The 17,925-nt window shown below is 46.2% G+C and carries 11 protein-coding genes and 1 tRNA gene; 2 read left to right on the top strand and 10 right to left on the bottom strand.

Features of this window, described 5'->3' with window-relative positions; translation table 11 throughout:
* Window positions 1-256 precede the first annotated feature (256 nt).
* Window positions 257-850 (bottom strand): methyltransferase domain-containing protein, encoded by a 594-nt coding sequence (locus F0P94_RS02500; protein ID WP_150902114.1) that lies wholly within the window; start codon window positions 848-850, stop codon window positions 257-259.
* A 115-nt stretch (window positions 851-965) separates the two neighbouring features.
* On the opposite strand from F0P94_RS02500, the gene F0P94_RS02495 reads away from it, so the two are divergent.
* Window positions 966-1,907: a hypothetical protein gene (locus F0P94_RS02495; RefSeq protein ID WP_150902113.1), complete on the top strand. Its 942-nt coding sequence runs from the start codon at window positions 966-968 to the stop codon at window positions 1,905-1,907.
* 379 nt (window positions 1,908-2,286) lie between these two features.
* Here the strand turns inward: F0P94_RS02495 and F0P94_RS02490 are convergent, their stop codons facing one another.
* The 4 genes from F0P94_RS02490 to rpsA all read right to left on the bottom strand — a co-directional run bounded on the left by F0P94_RS02490 (window position 2,287) and on the right by rpsA (window position 5,954).
* A complete protein-coding gene (locus tag F0P94_RS02490) occupies window positions 2,287-2,931 on the bottom strand; it encodes a hypothetical protein (RefSeq protein ID WP_150902112.1) in 645 nt (214 codons plus the stop codon).
* Between the two features lie 130 nt (window positions 2,932-3,061).
* Window positions 3,062-3,712: an outer membrane beta-barrel protein gene (locus F0P94_RS02485; RefSeq protein WP_191906886.1), complete on the bottom strand. Its 651-nt coding sequence runs from the start codon at window positions 3,710-3,712 to the stop codon at window positions 3,062-3,064.
* Between the two features lie 140 nt (window positions 3,713-3,852).
* Window positions 3,853-3,923: transfer RNA gene (locus F0P94_RS02480), tRNA-Cys, on the bottom strand.
* 147 nt (window positions 3,924-4,070) lie between these two features.
* Window positions 4,071-5,954 (bottom strand): 30S ribosomal protein S1, encoded by a 1,884-nt coding sequence (gene rpsA / locus F0P94_RS02475; RefSeq protein ID WP_150902110.1) that lies wholly within the window; start codon window positions 5,952-5,954, stop codon window positions 4,071-4,073.
* A gap of 822 nt (window positions 5,955-6,776) precedes the next feature.
* Here rpsA and F0P94_RS02470 point away from each other — a divergent pair.
* Window positions 6,777-10,229: an Ig-like domain-containing protein gene (locus tag F0P94_RS02470; RefSeq protein ID WP_150902109.1), complete on the top strand. Its 3,453-nt coding sequence runs from the start codon at window positions 6,777-6,779 to the stop codon at window positions 10,227-10,229.
* Window positions 10,230-10,856: 627 nt separating this feature from the next.
* Here the strand turns inward: F0P94_RS02470 and F0P94_RS02465 are convergent.
* The 5 genes from F0P94_RS02465 to F0P94_RS02445 all read right to left on the bottom strand — a co-directional run bounded on the left by F0P94_RS02465 (window position 10,857) and on the right by F0P94_RS02445 (window position 17,835).
* Window positions 10,857-11,363, bottom strand: coding sequence for an HNH endonuclease (locus F0P94_RS02465; protein WP_150902108.1), 507 nt, complete (start codon window positions 11,361-11,363; stop codon window positions 10,857-10,859).
* 176 nt (window positions 11,364-11,539) lie between these two features.
* Complete coding sequence (locus tag F0P94_RS02460) at window positions 11,540-11,995, bottom strand: 6-pyruvoyl trahydropterin synthase family protein (protein ID WP_150902107.1); 456 nt, start codon at window positions 11,993-11,995, stop codon at window positions 11,540-11,542.
* Entirely contained in the window at window positions 11,995-13,803 is a 1,809-nt protein-coding gene (locus F0P94_RS02455) for a nitronate monooxygenase family protein (RefSeq protein WP_150902106.1), read from the bottom strand. The genes F0P94_RS02460 and F0P94_RS02455 overlap by 1 nt, the downstream gene beginning before the upstream one ends.
* Before the next feature lie 561 nt (window positions 13,804-14,364).
* Window positions 14,365-15,624: a glutamyl-tRNA reductase gene (gene hemA, locus F0P94_RS02450; protein WP_150902105.1), complete on the bottom strand. Its 1,260-nt coding sequence runs from the start codon at window positions 15,622-15,624 to the stop codon at window positions 14,365-14,367.
* Window positions 15,625-16,242: 618 nt separating this feature from the next.
* Window positions 16,243-17,835 carry a serine hydrolase gene (locus F0P94_RS02445; RefSeq protein ID WP_150902104.1) on the bottom strand — a complete coding sequence of 531 codons (1,593 nt, stop codon included), beginning with the start codon at window positions 17,833-17,835 and terminating at the stop codon, window positions 16,243-16,245.
* Window positions 17,836-17,925 lie beyond the last annotated feature (90 nt).

Below are 17,925 nucleotides of genomic sequence, written 5' to 3'. Positions count from 1 at the left end.
ATTATTAATATTGTTAGCAGAAGAAAAAATGGCCATGGAATGAAATCGAAAATCAGGTAATCTACCTAGTACATATTCAAGTTAATTTTTAGAAAGTGGGATTACAAATCCCACGACTCGGTTAAGACGGGATTACAAATCCCGTCAAGCAAATTCTAGTAATTAACTTGATAGTGTAATAGGCCGTGATTTCCTTTTTCACACATTACCTCATTTCCAAATTTTCTAATCTTCAAATCTCCACATTTGCAAATCCTCAAATCCCCTTCCTTTCCAGGATCATGAACAATTCTTTTCCGGCGCGGGGTTTTATGGAATTGGTAGCGGTGGCAAAGGTACGGAAATGAAAGAAGGGTTCGAAATATGTGCGGTATTCGTTTTCGGTGCCGCCAAAGGGCGGTCCTGCCTGGGGGAATTCGGTATTAAAAAGCAAACCTACCAGTTTCCCGCCGGGCTTAAGCAATTCAAAAGCTTTTATGGCATAATCGGGTCTTATTCGCGGCTCGATGGCACAAAAGAAGGTTTGTTCTATTATCAGGTCGAAAGTATCCTGCAGCAGGAAGAAATCCTGGTGCAATAATTGGGCTTCGGGGAAGTCCGGAATACGGGCTTTTAAGGCTGCTAAAGGAGCTTCGGCAAGGTCGGCAACAAAAACATTCCGGAACCCGTTTTGCCATAAATATTCCGCTTCGTAGGCATTGCCGCAACCCGGAACCAGTAATTTCAGTTCTTTGTTCGAAAGCTGCTGAAAGTAGGCTTTTAAGGGCGGGGAAACGGCGCCGAGGTCCCAGCCGGTCTGCAATTCTTCGTAGCGGTTTTGCCAATAATTACTGTCTAAATTCGTTTTCATAAACAAAGTCTAAAGCTAAGTATTTCATAAACAGCCTTGCAAGTGCAGCAGATAGCTGTATTTTTGCAGCTGGTGAATTGCAAATTGAACTAAAATCCACTAAAAACAAACTTTTATGAGTGATCAATCTACTGAGCGCAACAGTAACCGTAAATTCCTGGTTGTTGGGCTTATTCTGGTGCTGTTGAGTATTAACGGCATTCTGTTTTACATGCAGCATCAGACCAAACAAAAAATCGACCAGCAGGAAGAAACCATCCGGTTAAAGAACACCGAACTGGAAGACCGTATTAAACAATACGAAACTCTGAAAGCAGATTTCGAACGCCAGAACCAGGAACTGCAGGCCATGGGCCTTTCCAACGATTCGCTGCAGGCTAAAATGGTATCCCTGGAAGCCGACCTGAAAAAACTTCGCTCTTTCCGCAATGGCAGCTTTAGCATTGCCGATCAGAAGAAATTCAAAGAACGTGCTGCTAATTTCGAGATCCAGCTGAAGAAGAAAGATGAGGAAATTGCCCGCCTGAAGGAAGACAACGAAGTGCTTTACGGCGAAAACAATACCCTGAAAACCCGTCAGAACCAGCTTTCCGATACCATTACCACTGTTCGCCGCACGAACCAGGTATTGTCGGAAAAAGTGGCGCTGGCCTCCCGCCTGGAAGCCCAGTATATTAAGGTAACCACCATTAACCAGAAAGGCAAAGAGCGCGAAGATTCGGATGAGGAATTCCGGGCCAAGCGCGTAGATAAAATTAAAGTGGCTTTCCGCCTGGCGAAAAACGAAGTAGCCGAAAAGGAAAATAAGGAAATTATGATGCGTCTGATCGAACCGGACGGCGCTGCCCTGTATAACCTTGCTATGGGTTCCGGTACTTTCGCGGTTAACGGCCAGGAAACGTTCTACACCGCCAAGCGCGACATCCTGTTCGATAACTCCGGCCAGGAAGTATCTTTTGTGTACGCGAAAGGCGCCGAATACAAGCGCGGCCAGCACATTATTGAACTGTACGCCGAAGGTCACCTGATCGGTAAAACTACTTTTACGCTGAAATAAGTAACGGTAGCGTTTAAATCAAAAAAGCCGTCCTGATTAATTCAGGGCGGCTTTTTTATTCTTGTATAGGAAAGATTATGCTTTAAATATACTTTAATTTACACGCTGATCTTTATTCTGAAAGCTGTTCTTTTCCTTGGTAAATTCAGCCTTTTTGAAAAGCGATTGAATTTGCAGCATACGGTACTTTTCCGGCTTAAAACCTACCGATTTATCCGAAGGCAAAAGCAGCAATAAAGTAAAACAAGATCAAAAAGGCCAGCTTCTTCATAATAAGATCAATTACTATAAAGACGCTATTAGCAATTTAAGCGTTGCCTGAGTTAAAAAAGTAAAGGGCTACTTCCTTAAACTGATTTTGATGGCCGGAACGATCAGCTTATAAAACCCGCCCTACCTTCAGATTAAAGCCTAAATATCCTACGTCGGAATACTCGTTTATCAGGAATCGAACCTGCGGACCGAAGGCCAGCACGTATTTTTCTTTGAAATTATGGCGGATTTCCACCCCGGCATTCAGGTAATGAAAATCCCGCTGTAAACCATAATGCTTTGGTATAAGGTCCGGAATATTTTTTCCTTTGGAATCTGTAACGTTATAATGAATTAACCGGCTGTAAGTGTAACCAAGAACGAAGTAGGTTTTAAAAGCAGTCGTTTCTTTCCAATCCAGGTTCAGGGCCAAATTTACGGGAGCTTCCAGGTACGAAAAATCTTTCAGGAAATAAGGATTATGAATATATCCCAATCCATCGTCGAAAATCCTACTGCTATAACTGCCCATTTGTTCGGGCGAGTACCGGTAAAGGCCTGCCACGCTTATTCCTACTCTTCGGGTGAAGTTTACATCGTATGCAATTCCAGCAACCGGCGAAACCTGCGGCCTGTATGGCCTGTACTCATTAAACATTCCGGTTGTTGGAACCATGCCACCAAATTGAACGCCTAAGACTTGTTGTCCTTTTTGCGAAAAACCGGCTAAGCTGGAGATGCAAAAGCATAATCCTAAAATTATCTTCTTCATAAGGTATCTTATTCTTGCCTTAAGACGCCAGGCTGTACATAGCCGTTGCAGCAATCAGGTATAATTTCAAATTAAATGGCAGCATCTTCAAAAAATTCTGCAAGTCAACCTTTCTTGTAAACAACCCCAATTACCTATTCCAGCTTTTTCCGATTTTAACCTGTAAGCCCAAAAAATTTCTAGTTGGCGCCCCTAAGAAATCAAATTGAAAGTAAGGATTAAAAGCAAGCTCATATTTGTCTTTAATGGTATGTCTGACCTCGTACCCGGCATTTAAATAATGGTTGGTACGGAAATCAGCAGAAATATCCAGCTTTTCCTCCTTACCTGTACTAAGGTCGGTTCGCTTTGCCTGAATTAACCGGCTATGAGTATAGCCAAATAAGACATAGGACTTCCATGAAGCTGTTTCTTTCTTATTAAGATTTAAAGCCAGATTAACAGGTATTTCCAGGTATGACAGCTTGGTTATACTTTTTAACGGGAAAGCAGGCGCATCTATAAAGCGACATTCGGAACAGTCATATTCAGTTTTACTGACTAAAAACCGGGTAGCCAGGTTAATTCCAAGCCGGTTGCTGATATTATAATCATAATAAACACCGGCTAAGGGTGAAAATTCTGATTCCGTAAAGGGCCCGTCACGGAATTCATTATCGTAAAATTCAAAATAAGTAAGCCGATTGACACCCATTAACAAACCAACAGTCTGTTGGCCTTTCTGAGCAAAACCAAAGCCACTTGTTAAGACCAGCGCTAATAGTAGCATTGCCTTTTTCATATTCTGCATAAGATCTAAGGAGAAATATTACAAGCAAATCATTTTCAATGTTATTATAAATTTCTTAGAAATGCTATCGGAAAGGCAGAAAAAAGTAAAAGCCCTGCACAGTTTCCTATGCAGGGCTTTTCAATATTCAGAGGTGACGAGCGGATTCGAACCGCTGTAGCAGCTTTTGCAGAGCTGAGCCTAGCCACTCGGCCACGTCACCGTTTTGATGATGCAAACATACACCTTCTTCGCATTATTTCAAACAATCGGGCAAGAATTTTCGTGCCTTTTTGCTAAAACGCTAGGTTTCAGGCATAAAAAAACCCGACCTGTTGGCCGGGTTTTTCTTTATTCAGAATTTCAGGAATTAACCTTCAGTTTCTTCAGAAGCAGTTTCATCCGTAGAAGCTTTCTTTGCTTTTGCAGCAGCTTCCAGTTTCTGAACGCCGGCTTCTTTCTCGTCGCTCATCATTCTGTCTTTCAGGGCAGAAAGTGCATCTAAGTCACCTAAAGTAGATTTCTCTCCTTTATCAGTTCCTTTTTTGTCAGCTTTCACTTCTTTCTTCTCACCGGTTGGTTTCTTCTTCGTGAATTTGTCAGCTTTAACAGCATCCTCTTTCGGGTCAGAATAAACGTTGGTATGAGAAAGGATGATCTTACGATCGTCTTTGGAGAATTCCATTACTTTGAAATCCAGCTGTTCGCCAACTTCTGCAACAGAACCATCTTCTTTCACCAGGTTTTTAGGGAAAGCGAAGCCTTCGATGCCGTAAGGTAACTCTAACACGCCGCCACGATCAGATTTCTCGATGATAGTAGCTTTGTGTACCGAACCTACTGTGAATACAGACTGGAAAGTATCCCAAGGGTTTTCTTCCAGCTGCTTGTGGCCTAACGCTAAACGACGGTTCGGAACGTCTAATTCCAGAACTACTACGTCTAAGTTCTCACCCACTTTCACGAACTCAGAAGGATGTTTGATCTTCTTCGTCCAAGAAAGGTCAGATACGTGTACCAGACCGTCTACGCCTTCTTCCAGCTCAATGAACAGACCGAAGTTGGTCAGGTTACGAACCACACCTGTGTGTTTCGTGCCTACGCCGTATTTGGTCAGAACATCTTCTTTGGTCCAAGGATCTTCGGTCAGTTGCTTAATGCCTAAAGACATTTTGCGCTCTTCGCGATCCAGCGTTAACACCACTGCTTCGATCTCATCGCCTTGTTTGATGAAATCCTGTGGGTTACGCAGGTGCTGAGACCAGCTCATTTCAGAAACGTGGATCAGACCTTCTACACCTGGCAGAATTTCCAAGAACGCACCGTAATCAGCTACATTAACAATTTTACCTTTCACGCGTGAACCAACTTCGATGTCAGTAGAAAGAGCATCCCAAGGGTGCGGCGTAAGCTGCTTCATACCCAGAGAAATACGTTTCTTGTCGTCGTCGAAATCCAGAACTACTACGTTTACTTTCTGGTCTAACTCTAATACCTCGGAAGGGTGGTTTATGCGGCCCCATGAGATATCGGTGATGTGCAGTAAGCCGTCTACGCCACCAAGATCGATGAACACACCGAAGTTTGTCATGTTCTTGATCACGCCTTCCAGCACCTGACCTTTTTCCAGGTTGTTCAGGATGGCAGAACGCTGCTGCTCCAGATCTTTCTCGATCAGGACTTTGTGCGATACTACTACGTTGTCGAAAGCGGCGTTGATTTTCACAACTTTCACTTCCATTTTCTTACCCACGAAGATATCGAAGTCACGGATCGGCTTCACGTCGATCTGTGAACCTGGTAAGAAGGCTTCCACGCCGTGCAGGTCCATAATAAGACCACCTTTGGTACGACGCTTAACCAGACCTTCCAGAACGGTGTCGTTCTCAAGGGCTTTGTAAATAGTATCCCAGGCTTTAACGATTTTCGCTTTTTTGCGGGATAAGATCAGCTGACCGTTTGGATCTTCCTGATCTTCGATGAATACCTCTACCTCGTCGCCAACTTTAAGGTCTGGCTGGTCGCGGAATTCAGAGATCGGAACCAGGCCGTCTGATTTGAAACCGATGTTCAGGATCACGTCGCGATCGGTGATACCAACAACTGTTCCTTTAATGACTTCTTCTTCCTGAACGGTAGTTAATGTATCTTCATACATTTTTTCCATTTCAGCTTTCTCAGCTTTGGAATAACCACCGCCGAAACCTGAGGTTTCAAACTTGTCCCAGTCGAAATCTTCTACTTGATTGCTCATATAATAGCATTTGCTCCTGTTAAACACCGGCAAGCGGAGCCCTTCGCCGGCATATAGTTTAAAATAATCCGGTTAAAACCGGAACCGCTCACCCGAACGGTGCGCAAAGTTACGACTTTATATTCGGAAAGTAAAATGAGAAGCTGGAATTTGCTTGCTATTGGAGGCGCTATCTGGTTGAATTTCAGACCGGCCGGTAGAAACCCAATCGAAAAGCATCATCTACTGTTAAGATGCAGTAGTTTTTCCGTCCTAAACCGGACTGTTTTGCACTCGCTTGCTATCTAAAAGGCAATAGGTAAATCAATTTGCCTTCTGCTTCAGCAAACGGATCAATGAATGGGTGCCTGGAAGTAAAAAAAAGAATGGTACAATTTTCGTCATCGGAAAATGATCCGAAATAACCTTTACGGAGATAGACAGGAAAACCCGGGTATATGTACCGGACAAAAATCTGCTATTAGTAAAAATGTTTAATTCAGGTGCTAAACTGAAAAAATAAGAAGGCATAAAGCCGAACAAGAAAGTTTATTTTCCGTATGGCCATTTATTGCACCCGTGTTAAGTTTAATAAATTTAATTTGGAATTGTGATAAAAAGGGTTACTTTTGATAACACATACTCGCTCCTTTATAAACCCAGGTACAAACCCGGAATCTTCTTTTTGGGAATATTGCCTTTACTCTCCATCCATTTGAAAGGGAAACTGCCAGCAGTTTTCCCAAAGTAACAATATCTGTTTCACGCTATTAATAAATAGTGCCGGCATTGCTATGTCTACTTTTTAACCTTTTGAATTAATAAACCCTCAAATTAAACACAATGGAAACACGTTTATCTCTTCGACAATGGCTTAGGAAAAAACAGGTGGCCAGGCCTGAAAACCAAAGTGGCCGGATTATGCTGGCCGTCCTGTTAATGCTTTTCCTGAGCAGCACCTATGCCCTGGCGCAAACCCGCTACGTCCAGGCTCCTCCGATTGCTAATGGAACCTCCGGTTCCAACCGGGGCCCTAACGGCTCTGTTGATTTTCAGAGAACTGCCGCTTTATACCTGGGCACCGAACTCACCCTGATCCCGAATACGGCCATAACCCACCTGGGCTTTAATATCCAGACACCTGCAGCCGCGGCGGCGAGCGGCACCATTAAAATTTACCTCGTAAATACTGCCGACGCAACCTACGGCCGCGGCGGCAACTGGGCCAATATTATTTCTACCCCAACGGCCATGCAACTGGTTTATAACGGCCCTTTAACCATTCCTACCACGGCCGGCGCTTTTAACGTAACCCTGCAAACGCCTTTCACTTATACCGGCGGGAACATGTACCTGGCCTACGAATGGAATGCCACTACCAAATCGGCTGCATCTGCCATTTATAATGCAAACACCAACCTTACAAACGGACTGATAACCGGCACAGGTACAGCTTTACCAGCCACCTTAACCAACGCCAGCAACTTCAGGCCCGTATTGCAGTTAGGCTACACGCCACCCCCTAACGACCTACAGGTTGCCCAGGTTTTTTCCTTAGGGAAACTGCCGATCCTTCCGGCAGTTAATCCGCATGTGGTAAGCGCTCTGGTTATAAACCGGGGAAGAAATGCCCAGAATAATGTAACCGTTTCACTGGCCGTTACCGGGGCGAATACGTTTAATACCACCGCTACCCTTGCCAGCATTGCAGCTGGCGACACTGCAGCTGTGGTTTTTCCGGGCTATACCCCTACCGTTGCCGGAAGCAACACGATTACCGTTTCGGTACCGAATGATGATTACAACGGAAATAACACCGGCACCTATGCCCAACTGGTAACCAACGATGCGCTTTCTTATGCGGAAGGGAATCCGCCGGTTGCTTCCACAGCTTTAAGACCTGTAGCGCCCAATGGCACCCTACTGGCCAAATACACCCTTAGCGGTACTCAAACGGTTTCCATCCCAACGGTGCGGCTTATGATCAGTTCGGATCCGAATAATGTGACTAAAACCGTTTATGCGGTCATTCAGGATGCTGCCGGTACACAAATAGCCCGTTCCGACAATTATATTATTCAGACAGCCGATTTAAATACCTTAAAGGACTTTACCATTACCAGCCCGCCGGTACTTACAAATACCAGTTTCTACGTGGGAATGGCAGCCACCCCATCTGCGACTAATTATTTCCCTCTAGGCGTACAATCCGAACCCCTGACCCGGTTCAACACTTTCTTTACCGGACCAATAGGCGGCGGAACGGTTCCCGGCCAACTGGCCTTCGGTTACCGCCTCATCATTGAACCGGTACTGATGCCATACACGGCACCGAATGCAGAATTATTGGCCATTACCAGTCCGGTAAACAGCTGTTCGTTTACCGCTACCGAACAGGTTTGCGTAACCATTCTGAATAGCGGGGGCGTTGCGCTTTCCAATTTCCCGGTTTCATTTACCGTTAATGGCACCAGCCCGGTAACTGAAACGTTTACCGGCACTATTGCACCGGGTGCTTCCGCAAGTTATTGTTTTACCGCCAGGGTTAATTTAACCGCAGCCGGGCCTTATACCATTGCAGCCACTGTAAATACCCCGAACGATGCCGACCCGACTGACAATACAAAAACAGTAACCGTTAATGCCGTACAAGCCGGAGCCGTTACCGCGGCGAACGTTTCACGGTGCGGACCGGGTACAGCCACCATTACTGCCTCTGCGCCAAACGCCGATATTTTTGTGTACTACGATGCAGCCACGGGAGGCAACGAAGTAGGTACGGGAAGTTCTTTCACAACCGGTAACCTGACGGCTAGTACTACCTACCATGTACAGGCATTCCGGGCAGCGCCAGCCGGGAAAGTTGGCCCGACCAGTAATACCATTGGCGCCGGCGGCTACGGAAACTTCTCCAATTATACCGTTTTCAATGCCCTTGTTCCGATCCGGATCGATTCTGTGAAGCTTTTCAGCGACGGACCGTTAACGGCCACCATCGGCGTATTTGATACGCTTACCGGCAACCGCATCGATTCAGTAACAGTTACGCTGCCAGGAGCCGGAGCGCATACGGTATTCTTAGGCCTGGATGTACCAACCGGAAATGGTTATGGTTTAGGGGTATTTACTTATAACAGCGGTACCGGACAACTTTACCGCAACACTGCCGGGGCCAGTTTCCCTTATACCCTGCCGGGCGTAGTGAGCATAACCGGAAATAATTTCCAGTTCCCGGTTAATACATCTCCAAGGTATTATTACTTCTATAACTGGTCGGTTTCTACCCGGGCCTGTCCTTCGGCACGCGTTCCGGTTCAGGTTACCATTAACACGCCGCCAGCTACGCCTACCATAACCGCGGGAGGACCAACCGGAGTCTGCAGCGGCGGATCAGTAACTTTAACAGCAGCAACTACCACTTCCGGAGCAACCTACCAGTGGTATTTAAATGGTTCTGCCATACAAGGAGCCACGAATGCTACTTATGCTGCTACGGCTGCCGGAAACTACACAGTAATTGCTACCGTTGCCAATTGCAACAGTGCACCTTCTTCCATTACTGCAATTACAGATGGTATGCCGGCTACGCCTACCATAACGGCAGGCGGGCCTACTACCATTTGCCAGGGTAACACGGTTACGCTTACGGGAAGCTCTTCCACTACAGGGGTAATCTACCAGTGGTTCTTAAACGGGACTGCCATTCCTGGGGCAAACACGCCAACATATACTGTAAATTCTGCAGGAGCCTACACGGTAGTAGCTACTAGTACCGCAAATTGCACCAGCACCAGTACCACTACCAACATAACGGTTGATCCGCTGCCGGCTACCCCAACCATTACCCAGAGCGGCGGAACCCTTACCTCGAGTGCGGCTACCGGAAACCAGTGGTACTTAAATGGCACTGCCATTGCAGGCGCAACCGGCCAGACTTACGTGGCTACGGCTAACGGTGCTTATACCGTGGTAACCACCAGTACAAACGGTTGTCCATCTGCACCGTCCGTAGCGGTGAACATAATTAATACCGGTATTGCCGGCGATCTGTCCGATCTGAACGTTCAGGTATATCCTAACCCGGCTTCGGAACTTGTTTTCGTAAAGCTTGGCGGTCCGGAGCAGAAGGCAAGCATTACGCTTTATAACCTTACCGGGCAACAGTTGCTTTCTGAAACGATTTATGGGAAAGAAAGCCTTCGGACAATTGATGTAAAAACGTATTCCAAAGGCACCTACCTGCTGAAAATTACAACGGAGAAAGGATCCCGGATCAGCAAAGTATTGATCCAGTAAACCTGAATTTATCTAAAAGCGAAAGCCTCCTGCAGTATTGCGGGAGGCTTTTTTATGCAGGTTTCAGGAAATTTCAATCTATCACTTTTTTATGCCGTTTCTCTTACCGTTTTAAAATGCCCAGCCCAGATTCAGGCCGCTGGTAAGCTTAACCGGAGTACCATTCAACAAGGAATCTAAATAAGTAAAAAGACATTGGTATCTGGATATTAGTATCAAGACTAAAAATATAAAAATTACTTCCTTTCAGAATATTCCAAAATGAAAGTTACTTTCAAATTATACGATTATTTTAGTCTGGCTACTTACTTGCAAATGGTATCAAAGATTTCCGTTGTTTAAGCTTTGTAGGTAAGGGCGGTAAAAATATAAATACCGAAGTGCCAGCCGCAAATGCCCTATACATTTTGCAGATAAGTGGAATTTATAGACTGCGCGAAAACAGAAGCATTTACTGAAAAGAAGCTGGCCTCGGGGAAGGCTGTCTTCAGAAAGGATCTAAAGGACAAAAAGGAATCAGGAATTATAAAGTTAAGTCGCCTTAATTACATAACCTGAAAAAATGCCAGGATCACGATACTTTAATATTTGATTATTCCTTATTGATTCCGCATACAAAAGTGAAAATTATACGATGTCTGCTTTCAGGTAATTGGCCCAACTGTGATCCAGGGAAGTGGCATGCTGCCGCAGAAAGGAAATGAGGCTTGGCTTCTTGGGCAACTGTTTCAGGGTGAGACCAGCTTCTTCCGGTGTTCGGTCGCCTTTACGGGTATTGCAGCGGCCGCAGGCCGTTATCAGGTTCGTCCAGGAAGATTTCCCGCCACGGGAACGGGGCATTAAATGATCGAGCGTCAGGTTTTTGCTGGTTCCGCAGTACTGGCACTGAAAATGATCGCGTTTCATGATGTTGTGCCGGCTCAGGGAAATGCCTTTGTAGGGGATGTGAACGTAATGCTGCAACCGGATAACCGAGGGCTTAGGAAAAGTGGAAGAAATCGAACGCAGAAAACCATTATCTGCTTTTTCCAGCATTTCTGCTTTTTCAAGATAAATAAGCACGAATGCTTTGTTAACACTGCATAACGAAATTGCCGAATAATCCTGATTCAGAATGAGTACCTTGTGATCCATGCCCCCTGCGTTTAAAAAGCCCATAAATAATAAGTAGCTAATATTCAAACGAGAAGAAGCGGGCAAAAGGTTGCCCCAAGACTAAATCAGGAATAATATTGGCTAGAAAATAGCTTATTCCGGTAAACGCCTGAATTCTAAAGGCAGTTGTTTTTAAAGGGATCTTAAGGACAGAATCAGTTTCTTATATTATCGGCAGCAAACCATTCGGCAAAGGAGTTTTCGGTTTCGGAAAGCTGCAGGCTGTGCAGGCCGATGTTGTCCGGAAGGCTTTCCTGCAGGCGATCGCGGATGTAAAGCAGCATGTTTTCACAGGTGGGCTGATACGGAAAAAGCACTAGTTTTTCATCATTTTTCCGGAGTTGGGCTACCAGATCAGCCGGAGCGGTCTGGTTCAGCAGCAGGGCATGATCGAAAGGCTTTACCACCTGTTCGCTTACTATTTTTTTCAGATCGCCGAAATCCATGACCATTCCGTTCTTTGGGTGAAGTTCATCCAGCAAAGGTTCGCCTATAATGGTAACCACTAATTTGTAGGAATGGCCATGGATGCGGCGGCAGGCACCGTCGTAACCCTGCAGGGCGTGAGCTGTTTCGAACCGGAAAATCCGGCTTAATCTAATTTTATTCATTAACCGGCAACGGCCATTTCTTCGGCCATTAATTCTTCTTCAAACTGGTACAATTCTTCTTTCATCAGCAGGGCGCTTTCCGTTTCCGGCTCGAATATTTGCGGCAGCAATTGTTTGTAATAGATAATGCCCTGCAACAGGTTTTCGCGGAAAGTCCGAAGATACTTTTGCTGTTTATCGGTAGGAATTGCCGGCTGTTCCTTTTTCAGGTTCTGCCAGTAATCCACGTACATTTTCAGTTCTTTCACAAACATGTGCGGCCGGTAAAGGCTGTTCAGGATGTTGGTGCGGCCGTAGATATGATCTACCATTTCCTTCAGGCTGAAAATGCCGGAAAAATAAGCCATATTGGGTCCCGGGCAAATGGCTACGCCTTTGTTGGCCGGCTTTAGAGGCATGCCATAATCAATTAAAGCGGTGTTGGCGAGGCCTTCGCACAAGCATTCTTTTGCCAGTACTTTACTTGCTTCCAATTGGTACTCGGCTTCGGGTAAGTCCAGTAACTGCAGCTGCTCCAGTTTCCGGCGCTGGAATTTCCGGGAGGCCGTGCAAATGGGTTGGTCGGTGAATTCGGAATTGGAAACCAAATGCTTTTTAACGCAAGGGCTGCCGGGCTTGCCTTTATCGATGCGGCTTTGTTTCAGGGCTTCGCTGCTGGTGTTCCGCAAGGAATTAAAGGGAACCCCTAAAGGCGAGATCGGGCTTAAGTACAGGTCATTTTCCGTAGCCTCCGCCAGTTTTTGCATGGTTTGCGCATCTACGGTAGTGGCTTCGGGTACCAATAAAAACGGGGTGCCCCAACCGGTACCATCTACGCCGTAATGCTGTAACAGGAATTCCTGTTCGGCAGTGGTTCCGATTCCGCCCTGTACCGTTATCCGGAGCTTTGGCGCTTGCGCAGGAACCGGCAGGCCTTTGGTAGTTAAAGCGGCCGCAAAAAGCCCGTAAAGATCCTGCTGCATGGCTTCGCGGTTCTGGCGGAATTCTTCCAGGATCGGCCCCAGCAAGTAGCCGTCGGTAGCAAAGGCGTGCCCGCCACAATTCAATCCTGATTCGATCCGGAATTCAGAAACCCACAAACCTTTTTTGGCCATTATTTTTCCCTGTACAAAGGCCGAACGGTGATCGCTGACCTTGATGATGATCTTCTTGGCCAGATAACCGGTCTGGTCAGGAAAGAAGGCCGGGAACTGCTCCAGGTAACTGTAAAGCCGCATGTTCATACCCGCCGAAAAAATGACCGATGATTCTACCGTGCTGCGGGCAAAGCCGCGCAAGGCTGCCAGAGCATCGGAAAATTCGGAAGGCAGCATTTCCCCGGTTTTCGCATAATTCATTTTATCCAGCTTCGTCATGATGTTCACATCGATGCTGCCGGGTTGAATAGCGGACCGAAGGCTTTCCTGTTGCGATGCTTTTTCTGCGTCGTTTGAAGTTTCGAGCATTTGGAGATACTGTTTTTTCAGCGGGGAAGTATCCGGTAATAAGTTGAAGTATTGGGTAAGGCGGGAGCCAGCGGCAAATTCTTCCTGACGGATTTCCGTAATCTGCTTCTGAACCAGTTGATCGAGCAGGTCGAGGTAGGCAGTTATGCGGCGGGCGCGGTAATCTTCCTGTTCCGGCGTGATGGCAGTATACGGCAATTCGTGCTTCCGGCTGTAATATTCCCGCATCTGTTCAATGAGCGTATCGTCGCTGAGCGATACCACCGAGGAAATGCCGTAGGGCGCCACTTTCACCGGAGAATCGATGGAAAACGCCAGGCCCATAACGGGAATATGGAAAGTATGAAGCGGAGAATTTTGCATAAACTGGATCAATTTTCAGGAACTGTTAAGGAAGATTTTAAATAGTACGGAGGTTCGGTAACCCGCGAATTATGGCCAGAATTTTTACCGCCTTTTCAGTACCGATTTTTTGTTAAAAGTACCAAGCTCTGGCTTCGGCAAAAATGACCAGCTGCAAGGATTCTGGTGATAAATGTCATTTAATCTTTAAGCTTTCTGCTTAGAAAATAAAAAAGGGAAACAGTAGTGCTGCTTCCCTTTTTTAAAAACTATATCTTGATTTATATTTGTTTGAGTAAGAGAATAACTTGAAGCTATCTCAAAAATGGCCAGAGTATCTTTTGAAATTGCTTTGAATTAATGAAATTCTCTGTAGCGTAGGGTTTAAACCCTACGCTACAGAGAATTTTGATTTACGGTACAACTTTTTTGTACAGTAGCTCTATACTTTGAGCAGATGCGACGTAACTATCGGCGTAATGCTAAAATTGTAAATGCACTGCTGAAAGCCGACGAGGCCCTTCGCTGGCGCTCAGGATGACAGGTGTATTTATGTGCGAACTTCCAGGCAGAAATAAGTTCTTAAGCCTCCTGCTTTTCAAGGTTGAATAAAGCCGTTAAGCCTTCCAGTAAGTTTTCGGATTCGCCACGCTGACAGGCAGCTTTCAGTTCAACTACCGGGTATTTCAGGATCTTCTGCATCATGCTTTTGGTAACCATTTCTACCAGTTCCTTTTCCGAATCGGAAAGCTTTTTCAGGTAACGGGCCATTTCCTGCTGCCGGATCTCTTCCAGCATTTGCTTGAACTGCTGAATGGCCGGAGAAATTACCAGTTCCTGCGCCCAGGATTTGAATTCGGCCATAGCTTCGGCAATGATGTTTTTCACCTCCGGGATAGCAGCCAGGCGGCGTTCCTGGGCTTCGGTGGCACGGTTGCGGATGCTGTCGATGTTGTAAACGAATGCGCCCGGCAGAGTTTCCAGTGCATTGTCGATGCTGCGTGGCATGGACAGGTCGATGAAGAATTTGTAGCGGTATTCGCCCATGGCCTCGATGGCTTCTTTGCTGATGAACAGGGCATCGCCGGGAACGGAAGAAATAACCACATCGGCTTTCTGGATCTCTTCCCATAACGTTTCGTAAGGAACGGCCGTAGCATTGCATTCAATGGCTAAGGCTTCGGCTTTCTCAAACGTGCGGTTGGTGATGATGATGTTGTTTAGTCGGGATTTGATGAAGTTGCGGCAAACATCAGCCCCGATCTCCCCTACCCCGATCATGAGCACGCGCGGATTGTTCATTTCGCGGGTCAGTTCTTCCACCAGTTCTACCGTAGCATACGATACCGAAGCAGCGCCGTCGCGGAAAGCGGTTTCGTTTACCACACGCTTGTTGGTGAAGAAAATGGTGTGCATGAGGCGGTGCAGGAACGGTCCGGCGGTATTGGCATCGGCGGCCCACTGGTAAGCGTTCTTCACTTGGTTTAAAATCTGTACGTCGCCCATTACCTGCGATTGCAGGCCTAAAGCTACCTGGAAAAGATGTTTAATGCCTTCTTGGCCGGTGAGGTGGCGGAAAAACGGCTGAATATTTTTGGTAGCAATAAAGCCTTTTTCTACGGCAATCAGTTTAATGATCTCCCGGGAAAGATCGGTTGCAGCGGTATAATAAACTTCGGTGCGGTTGCAGGTAGAAAGTACCATCACATCTTCCGCCGAAGTGTATTCTTTGATCTTAAGCAACAGGTTCCGGCAACCGGTTTCGTTCAGAGCCACCAGTTCGCGGATGGCGATCGGGGCATTTTTGTACGAAAGGGTTAGGGCTTTAAACTGGTTTTCCATATTTCTTCAAATTCCGATACAAAGTTCAGAAGATTCGGTAAATGAAAACATGACAATTGTCAATTTTGAGGCAGATTGTTGTCACTGGGTTTGCAGTAGTTGTTGAAAATAACTTTCAAGGTACCCCGACGTCAGGCAAGTTCCCGTCATTTTGGTTTAGCTTTTATTCTGGCTTTTCTACCTTATTCCTGAGATCTCTCCCTTCGGTCGAGATGACGATTTCTATTGATGTCTGATAAGGATAGTAATGTAAACTAAGTCAACTTCCAGGGAAGAAAAAACAAAAACCTGCTCAAGCCGCATATTTGCAGACTGGAACAGGTTTTTGGGGCATCTAAGTTGTTGGTGAAAACAACATAGCCGTCAGGCTAAGCTAATTTATTGGGTCATCCCGAACGAAGTTGAGGGAACTTATGGAGCCGCATATTTAAAATTAAACGGTAAGACAAATCTTGCTATGCTCGCTTTGTCATAGAAGTATGTATAAGTTTCCTCGACGTTGCTCGGAATAACCAGCTTTTCTTCTTAGCATGACGGCTATGGTGAAAACACCAACAACGGTGGAATAACACCAATAATGGCGGATATAAGTTATTAGCTTTTAATCCTTATAGTTAATCAAAGCGAAGCAGCAGCGTCTTTTATCCGGTACAGATCCAGGTCCTGGAAGTCGAAGCTGAAGTCGGTTAGCGGGGAAATAGGCTTCATTTTAATGCTAGTAGCTTTACCGTCGTTGTCGAGGCTGAACATGACGAAGGCATCGGCATCCTGGCTGCGGTCGCGCCATTTTACGATGTAGGTGTTGGCTTTGTAGGGCAGCATCTCTCCGATCAGCTTGGGCGAGCGTTGCGATTTGAACCAGGTCTTTCCATGCTTTTCGAAGATCTCCACTTCGCCGAACCAGTTGTCCTTGTAAGTACCTACGATGGCAGAAGGCTCGATAGTTGCAGCTTTTTTGGCCTGTTGCTCTTTTATTTCGTTCTCAACTTTGGCTACAACTTTGGCAGCGTGGGCTTCGCCGGCTAAACGGCGCTCGTTGTATTCTTTTACGCGGTCAGTATTTTTAATGCCTAAATAGCTGTCCTTTATCTGGTTCGTAATAGCCGTAAAAGCAGAACCGGACTGCTGATTCGTTAGCACAATAATACCCAGATTCATATCCGGCAGCAGTGTTACCTGGGTTACCATGCCCGGCATGCCACCGGTATGTGAAACCTGTTTGGTGCCTTTTACATCGGTAACAAACCACCCTAAACCGTAGGCCAGAAAATGACTGTTGTAAGGATTATAGGAGCTTAGCGGCAGCAGGGTTTGCGGGCTCCACATTTCATTTTGCTGAGCTTCACTGAACAAACGGTTTTTCTGGCCTTCGCCGAATTTGCCTTTGTTCAGCTGCATCAGTACCCACTTGTTCATGTCGATCAGGTTGGAATACAAGCCCCAGGCGGCCGGACCGATTTCGCTGTTAAAGCGGTCAACCACCTGCACTTTCCCCTTTACCGGCGCGTGGGGATCAATTACGTTGCTTTTATCTTTCAGGCGTTTGTAGGTAGCGGCGCTTTGGGTCATCTGCAGCGGTTTCATCATGCGTTCTTCTACAAAAGCTGCCCAGCTCATGCCACTTACTTTGGCTACCACTTCGCCGGCAGTCATGTAAAGCAGGTTGTCGTAGTCGTATTTGGTGCGAAAGCCGGAAACGGGTTTCAGGTACCGGAGGTTGTGGATGATCTCCGGCATGGTGTAGGAATTGGAATCCGGGAAAGCCATTAAATCGCCGGCACCCAGGCCCAGACCGCTCCGGTGCGTAACCAGATCGCGGATAGTGAATTCTTCGGTAACGTAAGGGTTGTACATCCGAAATTCGGGAATGTAGTCGGTTACTTTATCGTCCCATTTAAGCTTTTTCTCGTCTACCAGCATGGCAATGGAAGCGGTGGCAAAAGCCTTGCTGTTGGAGGCAATCCCAAAAAGCGTATTTTCGTCTACTTTCTGCTTGGTGTTCAACGAACGGACACCGTAGCCTTTCGAGTGAATCACTTTTCCGTCTTTAACTACCGCTACGGCAATGCCCGGCACATCGAACGTTTTCATGGTATTTTCAACCAGCTGGTCGATCTTTTTGGCGGACATTTGCGCCTGTACATTAAGGGTGCTACTGCCCACGAACAGCAGGAAAACCGCCGAAATACGGGTAAAGCTTATTTTCTTCATTATCAATTGCGTTTTATTATCCGAAGTTAGGGATTGGTGTTTAGATTAACTACTTCAGAAAAGGGATTTTATTGTTTGAAGGCGGTGGAA

This window comes from Adhaeribacter soli (assembly GCF_008727925.1).
Lineage (GTDB): Bacteria > Bacteroidota > Bacteroidia > Cytophagales > Hymenobacteraceae > Adhaeribacter_A > Adhaeribacter_A soli.
Note: the sequence above shows the minus strand (reverse complement) of the source record. Positions and strands in the feature narration are given on the sequence as shown.

Excerpts from the sequence above, each read along its gene's own strand:
- F0P94_RS02470 (WP_150902109.1), top strand. The coding sequence starts at position 6,777 with ATGGAAACACGTTTATCTCTTCGACAATGGCTTAGGAAAAAACAGGTG.
- F0P94_RS02500 (WP_150902114.1), bottom strand. The coding sequence starts at position 850 with ATGAAAACGAATTTAGACAGTAATTATTGGCAAAACCGCTACGAAGAA.
- hemA (WP_150902105.1), bottom strand. The coding sequence starts at position 15,624 with ATGGAAAACCAGTTTAAAGCCCTAACCCTTTCGTACAAAAATGCCCCG.
- F0P94_RS02445 (WP_150902104.1), bottom strand. The coding sequence starts at position 17,835 with ATGAAGAAAATAAGCTTTACCCGTATTTCGGCGGTTTTCCTGCTGTTC.
- rpsA (WP_150902110.1), bottom strand. The coding sequence starts at position 5,954 with ATGAGCAATCAAGTAGAAGATTTCGACTGGGACAAGTTTGAAACCTCA.
- F0P94_RS02485 (WP_191906886.1), bottom strand. The coding sequence starts at position 3,712 with ATGAAAAAGGCAATGCTACTATTAGCGCTGGTCTTAACAAGTGGCTTT.
- F0P94_RS02490 (WP_150902112.1), bottom strand. The coding sequence starts at position 2,931 with ATGAAGAAGATAATTTTAGGATTATGCTTTTGCATCTCCAGCTTAGCC.
- F0P94_RS02465 (WP_150902108.1), bottom strand. The coding sequence starts at position 11,363 with ATGGATCACAAGGTACTCATTCTGAATCAGGATTATTCGGCAATTTCG.
- F0P94_RS02455 (WP_150902106.1), bottom strand. The coding sequence starts at position 13,803 with ATGCAAAATTCTCCGCTTCATACTTTCCATATTCCCGTTATGGGCCTG.
- F0P94_RS02495 (WP_150902113.1), top strand. The coding sequence starts at position 966 with ATGAGTGATCAATCTACTGAGCGCAACAGTAACCGTAAATTCCTGGTT.
- F0P94_RS02460 (WP_150902107.1), bottom strand. The coding sequence starts at position 11,995 with ATGAATAAAATTAGATTAAGCCGGATTTTCCGGTTCGAAACAGCTCAC.